At 71.7% G+C, this 18,816-nt stretch carries 11 protein-coding genes; 3 read left to right on the top strand and 8 right to left on the bottom strand.

What is annotated here, in order from left to right; all coding sequences use genetic code 11:
- Window positions 1–134 precede the first annotated feature (134 nt).
- Window positions 135–1,355 carry a glycosyltransferase gene (locus tag AB0F11_RS03870; protein ID WP_362168039.1) on the top strand — a complete coding sequence of 407 codons (1,221 nt, stop codon included), beginning with the start codon at window positions 135–137 and terminating at the stop codon, window positions 1,353–1,355.
- Window positions 1,356–1,436: 81 nt separating this feature from the next.
- On the opposite strand, the gene AB0F11_RS03875 is transcribed toward AB0F11_RS03870, so the two are convergent.
- From AB0F11_RS03875 to AB0F11_RS03900, 6 genes are all read right to left on the bottom strand, one after another.
- On the bottom strand, window positions 1,437–2,249 hold the full coding sequence (locus tag AB0F11_RS03875) for a hypothetical protein (protein WP_362168042.1): 813 nt from the start codon (window positions 2,247–2,249) through the stop codon (window positions 1,437–1,439).
- On the bottom strand, window positions 2,246–6,799 hold the full coding sequence (locus AB0F11_RS03880) for a putative T7SS-secreted protein (RefSeq protein WP_362168044.1): 4,554 nt from the start codon (window positions 6,797–6,799) through the stop codon (window positions 2,246–2,248). The genes AB0F11_RS03875 and AB0F11_RS03880 overlap by 4 nt, the downstream gene beginning before the upstream one ends.
- Window positions 6,786–7,460, bottom strand: a complete 675-nt coding sequence (locus tag AB0F11_RS03885) for a hypothetical protein (RefSeq protein ID WP_362168046.1) — start codon at window positions 7,458–7,460, stop codon at window positions 6,786–6,788. Before AB0F11_RS03885 ends, AB0F11_RS03880 begins: the two co-directional genes overlap by 14 nt.
- Before the next feature lie 126 nt (window positions 7,461–7,586).
- Window positions 7,587–7,907, bottom strand: a complete 321-nt coding sequence (locus AB0F11_RS03890; protein ID WP_362168049.1) for a hypothetical protein — start codon at window positions 7,905–7,907, stop codon at window positions 7,587–7,589.
- Between the two features lie 15 nt (window positions 7,908–7,922).
- Entirely contained in the window at window positions 7,923–8,783 is an 861-nt protein-coding gene (locus AB0F11_RS03895; RefSeq protein ID WP_362168051.1) for a TIGR03619 family F420-dependent LLM class oxidoreductase, read from the bottom strand.
- A gap of 118 nt (window positions 8,784–8,901) precedes the next feature.
- A complete protein-coding gene (locus tag AB0F11_RS03900; protein WP_362168202.1) occupies window positions 8,902–10,050 on the bottom strand; it encodes an ADP-ribosylglycohydrolase family protein in 1,149 nt (382 codons plus the stop codon).
- A 493-nt stretch (window positions 10,051–10,543) separates the two neighbouring features.
- On the opposite strand from AB0F11_RS03900, the gene AB0F11_RS03905 reads away from it, so the two are divergent.
- Window positions 10,544–11,638, top strand: a complete 1,095-nt coding sequence (locus AB0F11_RS03905) for a tyrosine-protein phosphatase (protein ID WP_362168053.1) — start codon at window positions 10,544–10,546, stop codon at window positions 11,636–11,638.
- A gap of 675 nt (window positions 11,639–12,313) precedes the next feature.
- Here AB0F11_RS03905 and AB0F11_RS03910 read toward each other — a convergent pair.
- A complete protein-coding gene (locus AB0F11_RS03910) occupies window positions 12,314–15,052 on the bottom strand; it encodes a bifunctional FO biosynthesis protein CofGH (protein WP_362168055.1) in 2,739 nt (912 codons plus the stop codon).
- Between the two features lie 49 nt (window positions 15,053–15,101).
- Entirely contained in the window at window positions 15,102–15,917 is an 816-nt protein-coding gene (locus AB0F11_RS03915; RefSeq protein WP_362168057.1) for an SDR family oxidoreductase, read from the bottom strand.
- Window positions 15,918–16,336: 419 nt separating this feature from the next.
- On the opposite strand from AB0F11_RS03915, the gene AB0F11_RS03920 reads away from it, so the two are divergent.
- On the top strand, window positions 16,337–17,746 hold the full coding sequence (locus AB0F11_RS03920) for a family 2B encapsulin nanocompartment shell protein (RefSeq protein ID WP_362168059.1): 1,410 nt from the start codon (window positions 16,337–16,339) through the stop codon (window positions 17,744–17,746).
- Window positions 17,747–18,816 lie beyond the last annotated feature (1,070 nt).

Raw genomic sequence — 18,816 nt, forward strand, 5'->3', positions numbered from 1 at the left:
GGCCGGGCGAAAAGGCAGTTCTCACTTCCCGCCACTCTCAACGTATAGCGCACCAGGGGGCTTGCGGCAAGGCCCCGGTCGTCCCGCAGAATCACGATCAAGATCAGGGACTGGCTGCGGAAATGGAGCACTTCATGCGCGTTTTGTTGTCTGCCTACGACTCCCGCGGAGGCGTCGAACCGCTGGTGGGGCTCGCCGTGCGGCTGCAGGAGCTCGGCGCGCAGGTGCTGGTCTGCGCGCCGCCGGACGAGGAGTTCGAAAAGCGGCTGGCCGTGGTCGGCGTGAAGATGGTGCCGACCGGCAAGTCGGTGCGCGACCTGGTGACTGGCAAGGTCCCGCCGACCGCAGGCGGCGTGCCCAAGCGCGCGGCCGAGCTGGTCGCCGCGTTCCACCAGAACGTCATGGCGGTGGCCGAGGGGTTCGACGTACTGGTGGCGACCGGTCTCGTACCCGCCGTCGCCGGCGTCCAGGCGGCCGCCGAGCAGCTGGGGATTCCGTACGTGTACGCGAGCTACCAGCCCGTCAGCCTGCCGTCGCCGCACCACCCGCCGATCCCGCGCCCGGGCCGGCCGCTCCCGCCGGACGTCACCGACAACCGCGCGCTGTGGGACCAGGACGCCGAGGACGTGCAGGCGGTGTTCGGCGAGCCGATCAACACCTACCGCGAGTCGATCGGCCTCGCCCCGCTGGACGACATCCGCGACCACGTCTTCACCGACCGGCCGTGGCTGGCCGCCGATCCGGCCCTGGCCCCGTGGCGGCAGCCGGCCGACCTCGATGTCCTGCAGACGGGGGCTTGGGTCCTGCCCGACGAACGGCCGCTCCCCGCGGAGCTGGTGGAGTTCCTGGACGCCGGCACGGCCCCGGTGTACGTCGGCTACGGCAGCATTCCGATGCGGGATCCGCAGGACGTCGCCCGGGTGGCCGTCGAGGCGATCCGCGCGCAGGGCCGCCGCGTGGTCATCTCCCGCGGCTGGGCCGACCTGGCCCTGATCGACGACGAGGACGACTGCTTCGTCGTCGGCGAGGTCAACCACCAGGCGCTGTTCCGCCGGGCCGCCGCCGTCATCCACCACGGCGGCGCGGGCACGACCACGACGGCCACCTGGTCGGGTGCGCCCCAGGTGGTGGTCCCCCAGGGCGCGGACCAGCCCTACTTCGCCGGCCGCGTGGCCGACCTGGGCATCGGCGCGGCCCACGCCGGCCCGACCCCGACGGTCGAGTCGCTGTCGGCGGCCCTGGAGACGGCCCTGACGCCGCAGGTGCGCACCCGGGCCGCCGCGGTGTCGGAGGCGTTCCGGACGGACGGCGCAGCGCGGGCAGCAAAGCTGCTGCTGGAGCGCGGCGACGCGTAAGACCGCCAGCCCCACCACCCGTGCCCTACCGGGGAGACGAGCCGGTCGGCGAGTTCCTCGTGACCGGCTCGCCGAGGTCGTTCATTTCCCGCTTCGGCCGGCTTCTCGGTGCCGGAAGGCCACCCAGGCCGCGCGGACGGCGGCCTCAAGTTCGTCATCGTCGAGATCCCCGGGTTCGGCAAATTCGGGATCGACGGCGTAGTCCTCGAGGATCATGAACACCTCGTCGAACAGAGCGCCGAGCGCCCCCTGGATCCGTTCCCCGTTCGTCTGAGAAGCGCGACGGGCCTCCCACCAGCCGTGGGCGAAGTCCGGTGCACTGCAGGTGCCGTCGGTGAACCCGTCGAGCAGCGCCACTTGCCGCGCCGCCGCACTCGTCGGGTCGATGTCGCCCAGGCGGGACCACGCCCGGTGCGCGGGTCTGTAGGCGACTGCCACGGCCGACAGCGCCGGGTGACTGCCCGAGAGCTCGCGCGCATAACGGCCGAAGCGTGCGCGTGCCGTATCGACCCCCTCTCCGACCGCCGCCGCCATGAATGCGGAAGTGCCCGCGATCAATGCATAGCCGGGCGCGGGAAAGAGGACGGCTCCTTGCAGGTCGGGCGTGCACAGCATGAACGGCGGATGGATGTCCAAGCCCTGCGTGTCGGTGGACAGCCGGGACGTTGTGCCGGTGATTGCCCCGGGGCTGTCTGCGAGGTTCGCGGCAAGGACGTACGGTGCCCCGACCGCGCGGCACCCGGCGGCGATCCGCCGTGCCACTGCCGCATCGAGCTGTGGACCCGCAGGCACCGGAGCCACCGATTTGTCCCGCAGCCAAGACGGCGCGAAAGCGCCGTCTTGGCCGAGCGCAGCCTGCACGCCCGATGCCTCTTCGTACCCTGAACCGGTCACCACAGAAACCCTTTGTCGATGATCCCCTGGAACTGTTTGTCGCTCAGTTTCCAGGCCGACCAGAACTTACCATCAGCGCGCAGCATCACCATCTTTTGGGATGCCGGATCGATGAATCCGACCGCCGATCCTTGATTTCTGTAGTTGAAGCGGTAAATCTTCGTTCCATCCCCTGTCATGTGCTCACGCATGGCCTCTTCGAACAGCTGCAGGTTGGCCTTGTTCAGGTTGCCTGGGTTATCGAGGAAGTCTCCCCCATGGGCGGCAAACTTTTTGCTCATTACCTTCTGGCTCGAGAAGTCAGCCTTGTCCGCCCACGCGCGTTGTGGGCACGGAGCGAGCCCCAGCGGGTCGGCCCAGGAGTGAGGATTATCGACGTACGTGGCGGGATTGGGCGCGGGGCCGAGTCCCAACGGGTCTAGCGTGAGGTAGCGGGCCGTTTCGGGGTCATAGGTGCGGAAGTAGTTGTGGTGGAGGCCGGATTCCGGGTCGTAGTACTGGCCCGGGAAGCGGAGCGGGGTGTAGGCGGTCGCGTCGCGGTTCCAGGTTGTGGTGCCCCAGAGCGTGGCGCGGGTGTGCCATGCCGTGGTGCCGTCTTCTGCGAGGAGGTGGGTGGGGGTGCCCACCAGGTCCGTGACGATGGTGAAGAAGCGGTCGTCAACCTCGTCCTGAGTCATGCGCTCCATCTGGGTGACGGGGTGGAGGCCTTGGTGGGTCCAGGTGAGGATGACCGCTCCGCTGTTCTGCTCGCAGAGGGTTGTGCCGTCCCAGGTGAAGAGGGTCTCCTCGACGACCGTGCCGGCCGGTGACAGACGCTGCTTGGCCGTACGGCGGCCCAGGGCGTCGTACTGGTAGTGCCAGCGGGTGCCGTCCGGGGTGGTCACTCCGACCAGGAGGTCTTCGGTGTTCCACTCGTAGCGCCAGGTGTCGGGCTTGCGCGAGAGCCGGGTCTTCTGCCTGAGGGTGATGCGGCCCAGAGCGTCGTGCTCGTAGCGGATCGATCCTGCATGGGTGATGCGGGTGCCTGTGTAGGCGCGGGCGCCCTGGGCCTCCTCGCCGGGATGCCGGCTGGGCCAGGAGGCGGCGGCCTGGTTGCCGGCCTCGTCGTAGGCGTAGCGCTCCGACCAGGAGTCGGCCTCCACCGTCGTGACGCGGGCCGCCGCGTCCAGGGTGAAGGTGCGCGGGCCGGTGAGGGAGTCGTCGATGCCGGTCAGGTAACCGTCGTCCCGGTAGCTGTAGCCGCGCCGCTGGAGGGTGCGGCCGTCCAGGCCGACCACGGACTGGGCGGTGCGGCGACCCATCACGTCGTACTCGTGGGTGAGGGCGAGCGACGGGCCGAGCGTACGGGCCAGCTCCTGGCCCGCTGCGTCCCGCTCGAACGTCAGCGTCCGACCGGCCGTGGTGAGCGAGGTCCGCCGGCCTGCCGCGTCGTACGTCCAGTGGGACTCCGCGCCCGTGGGTGTCGTGCGGCTGATGCGGCGGCCCAGGGCGTCGTAGCCGTACGTGAGGGTGCGGCCGTTCACCGTCTCCGAGAGGAGCTGCCCGGAGGCGTCGCGGAGCCAGGTGACCGTGGCCTCCGGCGAGGACGCTGTCGCGAGGGCGTCGAAGACGTCGTACTCGTACGTCGTGACCAGGCCGGCCGCGTCCTTGCGGATTGCCTGGCCGAGTGTGTTGTGCTCGTAGGTGGTCACCTCACCAAGGGCGTTGGTGCGGGAGGTCAGACGTCCCGACGCGTCGTACCTGTAGGTGAGGGTGCGGTCGTCGAAGTCAGTCTCCGAGGCCAGGCGGCCGGCCGGGTCATAGGCGTAGGTCCAGGTCAGACCTTGGGGATTGGTGACTCCGGTGAGCTGGAGTTGCGTGTCATGGTTGAAGGTGTAGCGGGCGCCGGCCGGGTCGGTGCGGGCGGTGAGGAGATCGAAGTCGCCGTACTCGGAGACCGTGACACCACCGATCGCGTCCGTGTGGGTCAGGCAGTTGCCCTCGCCGTCATAGGTCCAGGACTCCTCGGTGCCGTCGGGATGCACGCGGTGCAGGAGGCGGCCTTCGACGCTCCAGGTGAGGTGTGTGGTGTGGCCCAGCGCGTCCGTGATGGCGATCGGGCGGCCGAACGCATCGCGAGTGTAGGTGGTCGTCCCGCCCAGGGGGTCCGTCACCGAGATGACTTGGCCTGTCGGGTCGCACCGGAGTGCCGTGGTGTTGCCCAGGGCGTCCGTCACTGAGGCGAGGTGGCCGCGGGTGTCGTAGGCGAAGTGGGTCGTGGCGCCGGTGGGATCGGTGACGGAGGTGCGGTTGCCGTGCTCGTCGTAGGTCTGGCGGGTCATCCTGCCGTCCGCGGCGATCAGTTTCACCGGTAGGCCGAGTGCGTTGTATTCCGCCCGCGATACGCGGCCGTCCGGGCGGGTCACGCTGATCAGCTGGCCCGCCTCGTCGTACGTGAGGCGGGTGGTGTGGCCGAGGGGGTCGGTGCGCACCAGGAGCCGGTTGCGGCGGTCGTGCCCGAAGCGGGTGGTCCCGCCGGTGGGGTCGATCTCCGCGGTGATCTGGGCGCGGTCGTTGACCAGGAACTGCGTGCTGTGGCCGAGGGAGTCGGTCAGCGTGGTGCGGCCGGGCTCGTAGGTGAAGCGGACGTTGAGGTGGCCGTTGGTGCCGGACTGGGCGACGCACCGGTGCTGGTCGTCATAGGTGTAGTCGAAGTGGCGGTCGTTCGTGTCGGTCCAAGAGGTGATCCGGCCGAGCTCGTCGTAGCTGAAGCGCAAGGGGCAGCCCGAGGAGTTGATGACCTCGGTGAGGTGTCCGTCGGTGTAGCCGTATCGGAGGATCTGGGTGCCGTCGGCCAGGGCCAGGCCGGTTATTCGGCCGTCAGAGGTCGTCAGGCGGACCTCGTAGCCGCCGCTGTGGGAGATCGCGGCAGGGGCGCCTGCTTCGTTGTACGTGAAGGTGATCCAGGCGCCGTTGCGGTCGTCGATCTGCAGGAGCAGGCCGTGTTCGCTGAAATGGCGCACCCGGCCCGTGTCAGGGTCGGTGACCGTGTAGCCGCCGTCGGCCTGCTGTTCCAGCGGCCAACTGCGGCCCAGGTGCGGCAGTACCGCGGCTTCGGGCGATGGGTGGGGGTAGCCGAGCAGGCTGCCGTCCTCGCTGACCAGGACCACGCCCTCGTCATCGAACTCCAGCCGCTGGTCGACGGTGCACGCCCAGGTGGGTCCGAACCAGCGGCCCAGACGGTACGACGACTCGAACGTCCGGCTGAACACCAGCGGAAGGGAGCCGGGGAGGACCAGGTCGGTCTGGGGGAGCGTCATCCGGCCCGTCGCGACGTCGACCGGATCCTCCCGACAGGTCTTGCAGTCGGACTCACGCGACCTGTCGTGCGGGTCGTGACGCAGCTCCTCGCCGGCCGAGGGGCCGTCCGGCTCCTTCGGACCATGTGGGGTCTTCGGCGCCTTGGGCGTATGCCCCAGGTCGTCGGCAAGGCGGGCGGCTCCGGCGGCGGTCCGGGCACCGCTGGTCAGCAGGCTTGACCCCCTGGATACAACCACGTCCGGCACGAGCTTCCCGCCGAACTCGTGCGGGTCCTGCAACGCGCTGTCCAAGACGGCTTTGGCTGTGGCGTCCGGGGTGTTGGCAGCCCTCAGGAAGTCCGCCGCCATGCTGTTGAGGCCCATCTGGGCCACAGTGGGGTGGGTGATGTTGTAAGGGTCTTTGGAGTCGAGCGCGCGGGCGGAGTTGACCATGCCGGCCGTGCCCTTGGCGATACCGCCGAAAAAGTGCTGGTACTCGGCGCCCTTGCGTACGATCTCGACCATTGCCGCCTCGGCGGCCGACACCTTCGGAGCTGCGTCCCGAGCCTTCTCCAGAGCCTGCGCCACCGAGTGGGCGACGTCGTCACGCTGGCGCCGCGCCTCGGCCAGCTTCTGCTGGGCTGCCTTCATTCCATCCGCACCCGGATCGGTGAAGCCACCCGGGCGAGCCGGCAGCGGATCCTGCCCGGCCTTCACCGCCGCCTCGTATTCCTTGGCCCACGTGTCGTAGGCGGTACGGGCGTTCTCTGACAGCTTCACCGCGGCCTTGTACTCGTCGAGCGCCTCCTTCGCCTGCCCTTGCGCCCACGTCACCGTGTCAGCGAACCGGGCAACCGCGCCGGCCGCCGATTCGAAGGCAGCCGCGGCCGCGAACCAACGAGGGGCCTTCTCCTGGACGGAGGTCCTGAAGGCGTCAGCCGCGGCTCCCGATATCCCGTCCGTGCCGAGCTTCCTCAAGCCCTCCCCGGTGCGGGTGAAGGCCGCGTGGAAGTCACGCAGGTGGCCGGCCGTCGCACGCAGGCTGCTGGCGCTGCCGTGGACGAGCTGCTTGGGATCTTCGGTTTGGCCGAGCTCGACCTCGCCCACGTCGGCGCCCAGCCGGTTGGCAGCTGAGTTCGCCGAGTTGCGGACAGCGTTGGCGCCCTCCTGCCAGCCGACACCCTCCAGCACATCGGCAGTCTTGTCGCCGGCCCACTCGACGGCGTTACCCGCGAACGCCGCGCCCCGCTCCAGCCAGTTACCGCCGGACACCAGAAACTTCCCCCTGATCGTCATTCTGATCACCGCTGTCAGCACGGGCCTGCTGCGCCGGCCCTTGCGGGTTGCGCAGTTGGTCGAGCGTGTCGCGGTCCATTCCCTGAGCCTCGGCGACGTTTTCCAGTAGGCCGCCGCCAATACCCTCGTTGAGCACGCTGTGCTTGGTTGCTGCCCAGGTGCGGTCGAAGTCCTCTCTGGCCTGACGGGCCTGCTCCGGTGTCTCCCCCTTGAGCGCGTGATCCGAAAGGATCGCGGCCATCGACTTCTTCTCGATGTCGTCCTCCGACGCGTAAGGATTGCCGACGCCCGCGTTGACCAGCACTTTGAACGTGCCCCTGCGGTACTGGTCCTCCTCCCAGACCGAGCCCGCCGCAATCCCCAGCCGCTCGGCAAGCCCACTGGTACTGATCACCAGACTCGCCACACCCAGATCCCACCGCTCGCAGAAGCCCTCCAGGCCGGAGGCCACCGCCGGATGGCCGGCCTCGAAACCTGTCAGTGCCAGCCGGCTCATACCGGACCCGGCCACGGCCAAGGTGTCCGTAGCGAACTCACGCAACTTCCCGACCGCGGAACGCAGTCCGTCCTGGATGCTCTGCACGGCGACCGGATCCATCTCCAGGTCTTTGCTGCCGCCACCACTCACGATCCCCACCCCCAAGAATTCTGAGGAGGTTACATGATCACTCGATTGAGCCATGGTGTGACAGGCGCACATCCAGCCAGGTCAGCGGCTTGTTGCATGCTGCTCAGTTCAGCTGCTGATCTCGAAGAGGGGCGGTCAGGACGCCGAGATCGAGGCGTGCTGGCCGAATTGCATCTGCTTACGTCCTGCTCCGCTGGCCGTCGTGGCGGGGGCCGGATCGTCCGGGACGTAGATGCTGATCTGGTGGGTCGTGGGGTGGTGGAGGCGGCCGCAGAAGATGTCGATGCGGAGCAGGCGCGGGTCGGTGACCGTGTGCTCCTCGTGCAGGCGGCGGACGTACGCCCTCAGCTCCGTCTGATCCTGTGTCGAGGGCAGCGGTTCCCAGTGGCCGGGCGGGAGTTCCGACTCGCGGAGCCCCCGTCCCCTGGCGCGCTTGCGTTTGCGTTGGCCCGGCATGTGCGGCGGCTCTCCTCAGAGGTACTGCGCGTAGTCGTCAAGGGTGCGCAGCACCTCGTCCTCCTCCGCGGAGGGGAGTTGGAGGACGACCTCCTCGATGCCCAGCTCCGCGTAGTGCGCGAGCTTGCCCGGGGTGGGGCGGACGGCGTACGGGACGACCTGGAGGGATTTCGGGTCGCGGCCCGCGGCCTCCCAGACGTGGCGCAGCACCGGGAGGGATTCGGTGAGGCCGCCGCCGCCGATGGGGAGCCAGCCGTCGGCGTGGTCGGCGACGGCGGCGAAGAGCTTCGGGCCGGCCGCGCCGCCGAGGAGGGTGCGGGGGCCGTGCAGGGGCTGGCCGGGGCCGAGCTCACGGGGCGGCTGGGCCGGCTTGGGCCAGGCGGCGCTGGCCTGGACGGAGGCGTACTGGCCCACGTACGCGGCGGGTTCGGGGGCCCACAGGGTCCGCATGAGGGCCATGTTGTCGCGGACGAGTTCGCGGCGGGTGCGCCATTCGACGCCGTGGTCGGCGGCTTCCTCGACGTTCCAGCCGTAGCCGACGCCGAGGGTGAAGCGGCCGCCGGAGAGGTGGTCGAGGGTGGCGACCTGCTTGGCGAGGCCGATGGGGTCGTGCTGGGCGACGAGGGTGATGCCGGTGCCGAGGCCGAGGCGGCTGGTGACGGCGGCGGCCTGGCCGAGGGCGACGAAGGGGTCGAGGGTGCGCCCGTACATCTCGGGCAGGTCGCCGCCCATGGGCGCGGCGGTGTCGCGGGCGACGGGGATGTGGGTGTGCTCGGGCAGGTAGAGCCCGGCGAAGCCGCGTTCCTCGAGGCTGCGGGCGAGGCGGACGGGGGTGACGGAGCGGTCGGTCAGGAAGATGGTCGTGGCGATCCGCATGGGCGAGGCAACCTCCGTGGCGTGGTACGGCCAAAGCTACGGCGTCCGGGGCGGGAGCGGCAGGGGGCGGCGACCTTGAGCCCGCGGTGTCCGATGCCGGCCCGCCCCTCCCGGGTCGTCAGGCGCGCGGGTAGCGGGCCAGCCAGCCGGGGGCGGCGGTGGTCGGGGTGTGGAGGGCGGGGCCCTGGGTCATCTCCAGGGCGAAGTCGTCGGCGAGTTCCAGCAGGGTGGCGCGGCCTTCGAGGTCGGCGAGCCAGGCGGCCGGGAGGGCGGTCTCGCCGTGGAGGGCGCCGAGGAGGGCTCCGCACATGGCGCCCGCGGCGGTGGAGTTGCCGCCGAGGTTGACGGCGAGGCGGAGGCCGTGCGGGACGTCCGTGGCGGCGAGCGCGCAGTGGACGGCGGTGGCGAGGGTGGCGGCGGCGTCGGGGACCGTGGGGTCGGTGGCCGTGGTGTCGGGGGCCGCGTCGGCGGGGGCCTCGGTGCTGCGGTCCGGGGTGGGACGGTCCGGGGTGGGGCGGGCGCCTGTGGCGGCGGCTGCGACGGCGTGTTGGAGGGCGTCGGTGACGGGCTGGTGGCCGGGGCGGGAGCCGAGGAGGCCCAGCGCCCGCTGGACGGCGGAGTCCGGGGTGTCGCCGCGGGTCAGGCCGTGGACGATGACGGCGAAGGCGCCGGCGGCGAGGTACGCGGTGGGGTGGCCGTGGCTCTGGGCGGCGCACTCGACGGCGAGTTGCAGGACGAGGGCGGGCTCCCAGCCGATGAGCAGGCCGAACGGGGCGGAGCGGGCGGTGGCTGCGGCGTCGCGGGCGGTGGGGTTCTTGGGGCGGGCGAGGGTGCCGAGGACGGTGTCGGCGAAGCCGGTCAGGGAGTTGCGGTCCGGGTCGCGGCGGGCGTAGAGCCATTCCTCCCGGGCGAGCCAGCCGTTGTCCTTGCGGCGTTCGTCGGGGCCCCAGTCGTGCTGGGTGGCGGCCCAGCGCAGGTAGGCGCGGTGGACGTCGGTGGGCGGGTGCCAGGCGCCGGTGTCGCGGCGTACGTGGGCGCGGATGAGGCCGTCGACGGTGAACAGGGTGAGCTGGGTGACGGAGGTGATCGCGCCGCGGCGGCCGTGGGCGGGGGCCGGGTCGGTCAGGCCGTGCGGGCCGTGCGCCTCGCGGATGGCGTCGGGGGAGAGACCGGCCACGGGTGCGCCGAGGGCGTCGCCGAGCGCGGAGCCGAGGAGGGCGCCACGGACCCGGCTGCGGAAGTCCTGCTGCTCGGCACGGCCCCACAGGCCGGTGGCGAGCGGGGACCGCCCGCCGAGGGTGGCCCCGGGCGGGGCGGCGGCGGTGGTGGTCGCGGGGCGGGGCTCGGGCCGCGAGGGTGCGGGTGCGGGTGCGGGTGTGGGCGCCGGTGCGGATGTGGGCGCGGGCGCCGGTGCGGGCGCCGGTGTGTTCGCGGCCGCGGGCTCTCCCGATGCCGCTTCCGCGTGTGCTTCTGCTGCGCTCGTCGCCGTGTCCATGGTGCTCCCCCCGACCCCGCTTGCTCTGGCGCGCACTGTAGTGGACATGCCTGATCAAAACCGGAAGGTGACGGTCGAGAGGCCTGTGGGAGAGGAGAGAAAGGCCGGATTGTGGACGGACTCCAGGGGGCGGGTGGGCTCCCGGACGCCGGTGATCACCGCAGGTGGGGGCTGGTGGCACGTTTTGTCAGTCGCCTTCGGAGTGGCTGGTTTCGGCCATGCCCCGTTCACGCGGTGTTCCGCGCACGCCCGGAGCCTGGGCGGCATGAAGAAGGCATTCCTCACGGCGACCGCCGTCACGGGCGCGCTCACCGCCTCCCTCGTCGCGGCCCCTGCCGCCACCGCCGCCTCCGCGTCCGCGGGCTGGGACCTGCCCTGGGCCGGGCACCACCACAGCCGGACCGCCATCCCGTTCTCGGAGGCCACCGTCACCGCCGGGGCCGACGGGTCGTACACCGTGCAGTGGAAGGCGCCCGGGGTCCGCCGGGTCGAGGTCAAGGCCGGCGGCAAGGTCGTCGCCAAGGGCGGGGCCGAGGGGCGCGCCGTGGTCACCGGCCTGCCCGCCGCCGACCGCCAGTGGTTCGACTTCGACCCGGGCCGGGGCGGTTCGCTGCACCTCGCCGACCGGCTGATCCGGCTGGAGGGCGCCGTCAACTTCCGTGACGCGGGCGGCTACCGGACCGCCGGCGGGCAGTGGGTCAAGATGGGCGAGGTCTACCGCTCCGACGCGCTGAACAAGCTGACCGAGAACGACCTGGCGAAGCTGCGGCGGCTGCGGGTGCGGAGCGTCTTCGACCTGCGGATGGAGAGCGAGCGTACGAAGGACCCCGACAAGGTGCCTGCGGGTGCGGCGTACACCGCTGCCGACGTCTTCGCCGGCTCGGGGGTGCTGGCGGCGATGCCGAGGACGCCGGAGGAGGCGGCCAAGGCGATGGTCGACGCCGAGAAGGCGATGGTCTCGGGGGAGGGCGGGAAGGCGGCGTACGCCGGGGTGTTCCGGGGGATGGAGCGGGACCGCGACCGTGCGGTGCTCTTCCACTGCACCGCGGGCAAGGACCGTACGGGGTGGGGTGCGGCGGCGCTGTTGACGGCGCTCGGTGTTCCGCGGGAGACGGTGATGTCCGACTACCTGGCCAGCAACGACTACCGGCGGGCGGCGAACGATGCGGTGCTGGCGCATCTGCCGGCGCAGCAGGCGGCGGTGTACAAGCCGATGCTCGACGTCCGGCCCGAGTATCTGAATTCCGGGTACGAGGAGGTGAAGGCGCGCTACGGCACCTTCGACCGCTACCTCAACGACGCGCTGTCCGTCACCCCGCGCGACCTGACCCAGCTCAAGAAGGACCTCCTGGTGGGCTGACCCCGGCTCCCGGCGGCCGGCTGCTCTGACCGGCTGCCCCCTGGGCCGGCTACGTCCGGGGTCGCTGTCCCCCTGGACCGGTTGTCCTTGGTTGGGCGGCTGCCCCCTGGGCCGGTTGCGTCCTTGGGCGGCTGCCCCCTGGGCCGGTTGCGTCCTTGGGTGGCTGCTCGCTGGGCCGGCTGACCCCTGAGCCGGCTGCGTCTGGGCCGCTGCGCGGGGCCGTTTCCCCACCCCGCCCCTTCCCGCTGTGCCCGATAGCGGCTTCGCCGCGTGCGGGGCCTGCGGCCCCGGCCCCGCCGACCGCCCGGGCTCCGCCCGGCCCCGTTCCGTGCGCTCCGCGCCCGGTGCGCTCAATCGCCGCGCGGGCTGGATGGGCCGCTCCGCGCCCGGTGTGCTCAATTGCCGCGCGGGCTGGATGGGCCGCCCCGTGTCGGGTGCGCTCAATCGCCGCGCGGGCTGGATTTGTCCAGCCCGCGCGGCATTCGAAGCCGAGGCCCGGCCAATCCAGCCCCGCCGGCGTTTGAGGCGCGGGGTCTGGGGCGGAGCCCCAGGAGCCAGCCGGCTGCGCCCGCGCCTGGGACAGGCGTCGGCAATTTCAGCCCCGCCGGCGATTGAGGCGCGAGGTCGGGCGGGGTCCGGGGGGCGGCGGAGCCGGGTCAAGCGACCGCGGCCGGGTCAGTCCAGGAGTGGGAGGAGCGGCGGGAGGTGGCCGTCCGAGGCGGCCGCGGCGCGCCGGCGCTCCGCGGGGACCTCGCCGTACAGGGTGGTGCGGGGGCGGGCCGGGCGGCCGGCCGCGGACGCCACTGCCACCAGGTCGCGGACCGACTTGTACGAGCCGTAGCCGGAGCCCGCCATCCGGGAGATGGTCTCCTCCATCAGGGTCCCGCCCAGGTCGTTCGCGCCCGAGCGGAGCATCTCCGCCGCGCCTTCCGTACCCAGCTTCACCCAGCTGGTCTGGATGTTGGTGATGTGCGGGTGAAGGAGCAGGCGGGCCATGGCCGTCACCGCACGGTTGTCCCGGATCGTCGGCCCCGGCCGGGCGATGCCCGCCAGGTACACCGGCGCGTTCGTGTGGATGAACGGCAGCGTCACGAACTCCGTGAACCCGCCGGTCCGTTCCTGGATGCGGGCCAGCGTCCGCAGGTGCCCGAGCCAGTGGCGCGGCTGGTCCACGTGCCCGTACATCATCGTCGAGGAGGACCGGATCCCGAGCTCGTGCGCGGTGGTGATCACGTCGATCCAGTCCGCGGTCGGCAGCTTGCCCTTGGTGAGGATCCAGCGCACCTCGTCGTCGAGGATCTCCGCGGCCGTGCCGGGGATGGAGTTGAGCCCGGCCTCCTTGGCGGCGGTCAGCCAGTCCCGTACGGACATGCCCGTCCGGGTGGCGCCGTTGACGACCTCCATCGGGGAGAAGGCGTGTACGTGCATGCCCGGGACCCGCTGCTTGACCGCCCGCGCGATGTCGAAGTACGCCGTCCCCGGCAGGTCCGGATGGATCCCGCCCTGCATGCACACCTCGACCGCGCCCACCTCCCAGGCCTGCGCGGCCCGCTCGGCGACCTGCTCCAGCGACAGCGTGTACGCGTCGGCGTCGGTGCGCCGCTGCGCGAAGGCGCAGAACCGGCAGCCGGTGTAGCAGACGTTGGTGAAGTTGATGTTCCGCGTGACGATGTACGTGACGTCCTCGCCCACCACCGCCCGCCGCAGCTCGTCCGCGATCCGGCACAGCGCGTCCAGCGCCGGCCCGTCCGCGTGCAGCAGTGCGAGCGCCTGCGCGTCGCTGAGCCGGGTCGGGTCGTCGGCGGCCTGGGCGAGCGCGGCCCGTACGTCGGTGTCGATGCGCTCGGGCAGCATGCCGGGTGCGGCGGCCTCGCGCAGGGCGTCCCAGTCGCCGTAGACGTGGTCGAAGTCCTCGCGGCGGTCGCCGGTGCGGCCCTCGGTGTCGATGGTGGTGTGCAGGTCGGTGCGCCCGGCGGCGGTGAAGACCTCCTCGGGCTCCTGCCACGGGTGCCCGGTGACCTCGGCGTCGGGACGGGCCAGTCCGGTGTCCGGATCGGCCAGCGCCCGTACGTGCGGCAGCAGCCGCGGGTCGAGCCACGGCTCCCCGCGCCGTACGAACTCCGGGTACACGCACAGCCGCTCGCGCAGCTCGAACCCGGCCGCGGCGGACTGCTCGGCCAGCTGCTCGATCTGCGGCCAGGGCCGCTCGGGGTTGACGTGGTCGGGGGTCAGCGGGGAGACGCCGCCCCAGTCGTCGATGCCGGCGCCGATGAGGCGGGCGTACTCGCCGTCGACCAGGTTGGGCGGGGCCTGCAGGCAGGCGGAGGGGCCCATGATGTGCCGGGCGACGGCGACGGTCGCGACCAGGTCGTCCAACTCCGCATCCGGCATCCCGCGCATCGCCGTGTCCGGCTTGGCGCGGAAGTTCTGGATGATCAGCTCCTGGATGCCGTGGTAGGCGCGGGCGGTGCGGCGCAGCGCGAACAGCGACTCGGCGCGCTCCTCGTAGGTCTCGCCGATGCCGATGAGCAGGCCGGAGGTGAAGGGCACGGAGGAGCGGCCGGCGTCTTCGAGTACGCGCAGGCGTACGGCGGGCTCCTTGTCGGGGGAGCCGTGGTGCGGGCCGCCGGGCTCGGACCACAGGCGGGTGGCGGTGGTCTCCAGCATCATCCCCATGGACGGGGCGACGGGCTTGAGCCGCTGGAAGTCCGCCCAGGACATCACGCCCGGGTTGAGGTGGGGCAGGAGGCCGGTCTCCTCCAGGATCCGGATGGATATGGCGCGTACGTAGGAGATGGTGTCGTCGTAGCCGTGCGCCTCCAGCCACGCGCGGGCCTCGGGCCAGCGGTCCTCGGGCTTGTCGCCGAGGGTGATGAGGGCTTCCTTGCAGCCGAGGGCGGCGCCGCGGCGGGCGATGTCGAGGACCTCGTCCGGGGACATGTACATGTCGTGGCCGGAGCGGCGGAGCTTGCCGGGGACGGTGGCGAAGGTGCAGTAGTGGCACTTGTCGCGGCAGAGGCGGGTGAGCGGGATGAACACGCTCTTCGAGTACGTGATCACGCCCGGGCGGCCGGCGGCGGCCAGCCCGGCGTCGCGGACCCGGGCGGCGGACGCGGTGAGGTCGTCGAGGTCCGCACCGCGGGCCTGGAGCAGCACGGCCGCCTCGGCGGCGTCGAGCGCGACACCGTCGCGGGCGCGGCGGAGCGCACGGCGCATCGCGTTCCCGGTCGGGCGGGGGGCCGCCGCCGCGTCGGGGGTCGGGGTGCCGCTCGGGGCGTCGCTCGGGGTGCCGCTCGGGGCGTCGTTCTGGGCGTCGTTCTGGGCGTCGCTTTGGGCGCAGCTCGGTGTGTCGCTCTGGGTGCCGCTCAGTGCGTTGCTCGGTGCGTCGCTCGGGGCGTCACTCGAAGGGGTCATGCCGTGAGCATACGATCCGGGCCCGCGGCGGCGCGGTGCGTCCCGGCCCTCACCGCATCAGCTCCCCGGCGTTGACCAGCAGGGACTGGCCGGTTATCGCCCGGGCCCGGTCGGAGGCGAAGAACACCGCGGCGTCGGCGACGTCCCCGTCGGTGGCCAGGTCGGGCAGTGCCATCCGCCGGGCGAGGCGGGCCCGGACCTCGGCCTCGGGGATGCCCTCGGAGTGCGCGGTGAACGTGACGAAGGCCTGGACCGGCGGCCCCCACATCCAGCCGGGGAGCACGGTGTTGACCCGGATGCGGTGCGGGCCGAGCTCGCGGGCCATGGAGTACATGGCCGAGGTCAGTGCCCCCTTTGAGGCGGCGTACGCGGCCTGCTGGACCTCGCTCGGGGCGGCCACGGCGGACTGGGTGCCGATGATGACGACCGAGCCGCCGGTGCCGCCGCTTCCGGCCTTGCCTCCATTGGCGTTGGCCTTGAGGGCGGGGAGGCAGGCCCGCGTCATGCGGAGGGTGCCGAGCAGGTTGACGTCGAGGACCTGGCTCCAGGTGGCGAAGTCGGCGTCCTGGATGCCGCCGAAGTAGGAGTCCCAGGCGGCGACGTGCACGACGGCGTCGATGCCGCCGAACCGCTCGACGGCGAGCGCCGCGAGGGCCTCGCACTGCGACTCGTCGGAGATGTCGGTGGTGCGGTGGGCGGTGTGGGTGCCGTCGGGGTCGATCTCGGCGGCGGATTTGGCGAGATTCGCCTCCGTGCGCGCGCCGAGCACGGCGTTCCCGCCCTCGCGTACGACGGCGGCCGCGACCTGGTGCCCGAGGCCGGCCCCGACACCGGAGACGACGACGGTCTTCCCTTGCAGCAGCATGTGCGATCGCCTCCTGGGGCGGCGCGGGATCACTTTCTCTGACGGGGCGTCAGGTTAGGGGGGCGGGGTCAAGGAGGGAAGGGGTCGACCCGATTGTGTCGATCGGGGCGATTGGGTCGATCGGGTCGAGCGTTCCGCGCCTTGCCCGTGCCTCGCGCGTGCCTCGCCCGCGCATTCGACGCGGCTGGAATGTCGCTGGTCGCCTGGGCAAACGTCTTCGGCCTCAAGATCACCGCTTCGAGGTAAAGCTGCCCTCTGCCAGGGGGGATCGGGTGCATCGGCCGTTACTGTTCCCCGGGATCTGGACGTAGTTCCCGAATCCCGGGCATTCATCCTCTTACTCCTCAACCCTCTTTTTCACCCCACCGGTGACGCGCAGGTGCGCCGTTCGCCGCCCTTGCGAAGGAGAGCTCGCCCGCATGACCGTCGACACCAGCCCCGAGGCGCAGCTGGAGCCGCAGCAGTCCAGCCTGGGCACCGCGGCTGCCCGCAACCTTGCCAGCACGACCAAGTCCGCCCCGCAGATGCAGGAGATCACCTCCCGCTGGCTGCTGCGGATGCTCCCCTGGGTCGAGACCAAGGGCGGCACCTACCGGGTGAACCGCCGGCTCACCTACACCGTCGGCGACGGCCGCATCGAGTTCGTCCAGGACGGTGCCAACGTCCGCGTGATCCCGCGTGAACTGGGCGAACTGGCGTTCCTGCGCGGCTTCGACGACGAGGAGGTGCTGAACGCCCTGGCCGGCCGGTGCGTGCAGCGCGACTTCCGCGCCGGCGAGGTGCTGGTCGAGCGCGGCACTCCTGCCGAACGGATTCACCTGATCGCGCACGGCCGGATCAACCAGACCGCGGTGGGCAAGTACGGCGAGGACGTCACCGTGGCCGTGCTCGCCGACGGCGACCGCTTCGGCGAGCACGCGCTCCTCGACGGCGAGGGCACGTGGGACTACACCGCCACCGCCGAGACCCCCGGCACCCTGCTGACCCTCACCCGGTCCGACTTCGCCGCGATCCTGGGCACCGCGCCGCACCTCCAGGCGCACGTCCAGCAGTTCAGCTCGCTGCCGCACCAGCGGCAGAACCGTCACGGCGAGGCCGAGATCGCGATGTCGGCCGGCCACACGGGCGAGCCGGAGCTGCCCGGTACGTTCGTGGACTACGAGCTCAACCCGCGCGAGTACGAGCTCTCCATCGCGCAGACCGTGCTGCGCGTGCACACGAGGGTCGCCGATCTGTACAACGGGCCGCACAACCAGACCGAGGAGCAGCTGCGACTGACCATCGAGGCGCTGCGTGAGCGGCAGGAGCACGAGCTCGTCAACAACCGGGAGTTCGGGCTCCTCCACAACGCCGCCTTCAAGCAGCGGATCCAGACCCACTCCGGCCCGCCGACCCCGGACGACCTGGACGAGCTGCTGTGCCGGCGGCGCGGTACGAGGCTGTTCCTGGCACACCCGCGGACGATCGCGGCGATCGGGCGGGAGTTCAACGCCCGCGGGCTCTACCCGGACCACGTCGACGTCGGCGGGCAGTCGGTCCCGGCGTGGCGCGGGGTGCCGATCCTGCCGTGCAACAAGATCCCGATCAGCAAGGAGAACACCAGCTCGGTGATCGCCATGCGTACGGGTGAGGACAACCAGGGCGTCATCGGCCTCCGTCAGACCGGCCTGCCGGAGGAGTACGAGCCGGGGCTGTCGGTGCGGTTCATGGGCATCGACGACCGGTCGATCATCTCGTACCTGGTGACGACGTACTTCTCCGCCGCGATCCTGGTGCCGGATGCGCTGGGTGTGCTGGAGAACGTGCAGATTGCCCGACGGCACGACTAGGTCGGGGCATGCGGGGCCGGGCCCGGAGGGCCCGATGGGGGCCGGGGTGGCTTGGTCAGCCTGGCACCTGGGTGGTCCGGTGGCCGTTCGGCCTGGGCGGCTGGGTGGCCTGACGGCGGGGGCGGTCTGATGGCCGGGCCGGTCTGATAGCCGGGCCGGTCTGACGGGGTCTGGCTGACGGTCGCTGCCTGAGGGCGTCTGGCTGGTGGTCTCTGCCGACGGCCGGTCGGGTCGCGCCTGATGGCCGGCGCAGCTGCGGCGGTCTGGTCGATCCGCCGGTCTGACGGCCAGTGCGCTGCTACGGCGCGCATGGCTCGACGAGCGCGATGGTCTGACGGTTTGGTGCCCCTGACGGTTGCGATCCGTGGAGGTCGTGATCGTCGCGGCAGTCGAGATGGCCGCCTGGCCTGACGGCCGTGGTACCCGAATCGGCTGTCGCGGCTGGGACGGCCGGGACGGGTGGAATGCCCCGACGGCTGCGGGGCCTGACGGCCCGGGTGCCCGATCGCTCGGCCTGACGGCAGCGGGGCCTGAGGGTCTTGGGCGTGACGGCTGCGGAGCTGGACGGTCTCAGGCCTCGCGGTTGCGGGGCGTGGCGGTCCCGGTCTGACGGCCCTGGTGCCTGATGGCCCGAGGCCTGACGGCCCGGGTGCCTGACGGCCCGGGTGCCTGACGGCCCGGGTGCCTGACGGCCCGGTGCCTGACTGCTCTGACAGCTTCGGCTGACGGCTCCGGGCCCTATCGGTCCCGATGCCTGACGGTCCTGGCCTGACGGGTGTGGGCGTGACGGTCTCGGGTCTGACGGCTCGGCGCGTGATGGCCTGAGGCCTGACGGCTTAGGGGCCTGGCGGCCTCAGGGCCGATGGCTGTGGGACCTGGCGTCGCGGGCCCTGACTCCCCGGTGGCTGGGGCTCGAGGCCGTATGGCTTCTGAGCCTGACGGCCTTGAGGCCGGCGTCCGGCGGTTCGGGCCTGACGGTCGCGGTGCCTGTGGGCTTTGGGGCCCGACGGTCCCGGCGCCTGCGGCTCTGGGCCCGATGGCGTCGAGGCTGGGGCTCAGCGCCTGCCGGC

Source organism: Streptomyces sp. NPDC032472, from assembly GCF_040636955.1.
Lineage (GTDB): Bacteria > Actinomycetota > Actinomycetes > Streptomycetales > Streptomycetaceae > Streptomyces.

Coding starts and splice junctions, on each gene's coding strand:
- AB0F11_RS03870 (WP_362168039.1), top strand. CDS start 135: ATGCGCGTTTTGTTGTCTGCCTACGACTCCCGCGGAGGCGTCGAACCG.
- AB0F11_RS03890 (WP_362168049.1), bottom strand. CDS start 7,907: ATGCCGGGCCAACGCAAACGCAAGCGCGCCAGGGGACGGGGGCTCCGC.
- AB0F11_RS03895 (WP_362168051.1), bottom strand. CDS start 8,783: ATGCGGATCGCCACGACCATCTTCCTGACCGACCGCTCCGTCACCCCC.
- AB0F11_RS03905 (WP_362168053.1), top strand. CDS start 10,544: ATGAAGAAGGCATTCCTCACGGCGACCGCCGTCACGGGCGCGCTCACC.
- AB0F11_RS03910 (WP_362168055.1), bottom strand. CDS start 15,052: ATGACCCCTTCGAGTGACGCCCCGAGCGACGCACCGAGCAACGCACTG.
- AB0F11_RS03915 (WP_362168057.1), bottom strand. CDS start 15,917: ATGCTGCTGCAAGGGAAGACCGTCGTCGTCTCCGGTGTCGGGGCCGGC.
- AB0F11_RS03920 (WP_362168059.1), top strand. CDS start 16,337: ATGACCGTCGACACCAGCCCCGAGGCGCAGCTGGAGCCGCAGCAGTCC.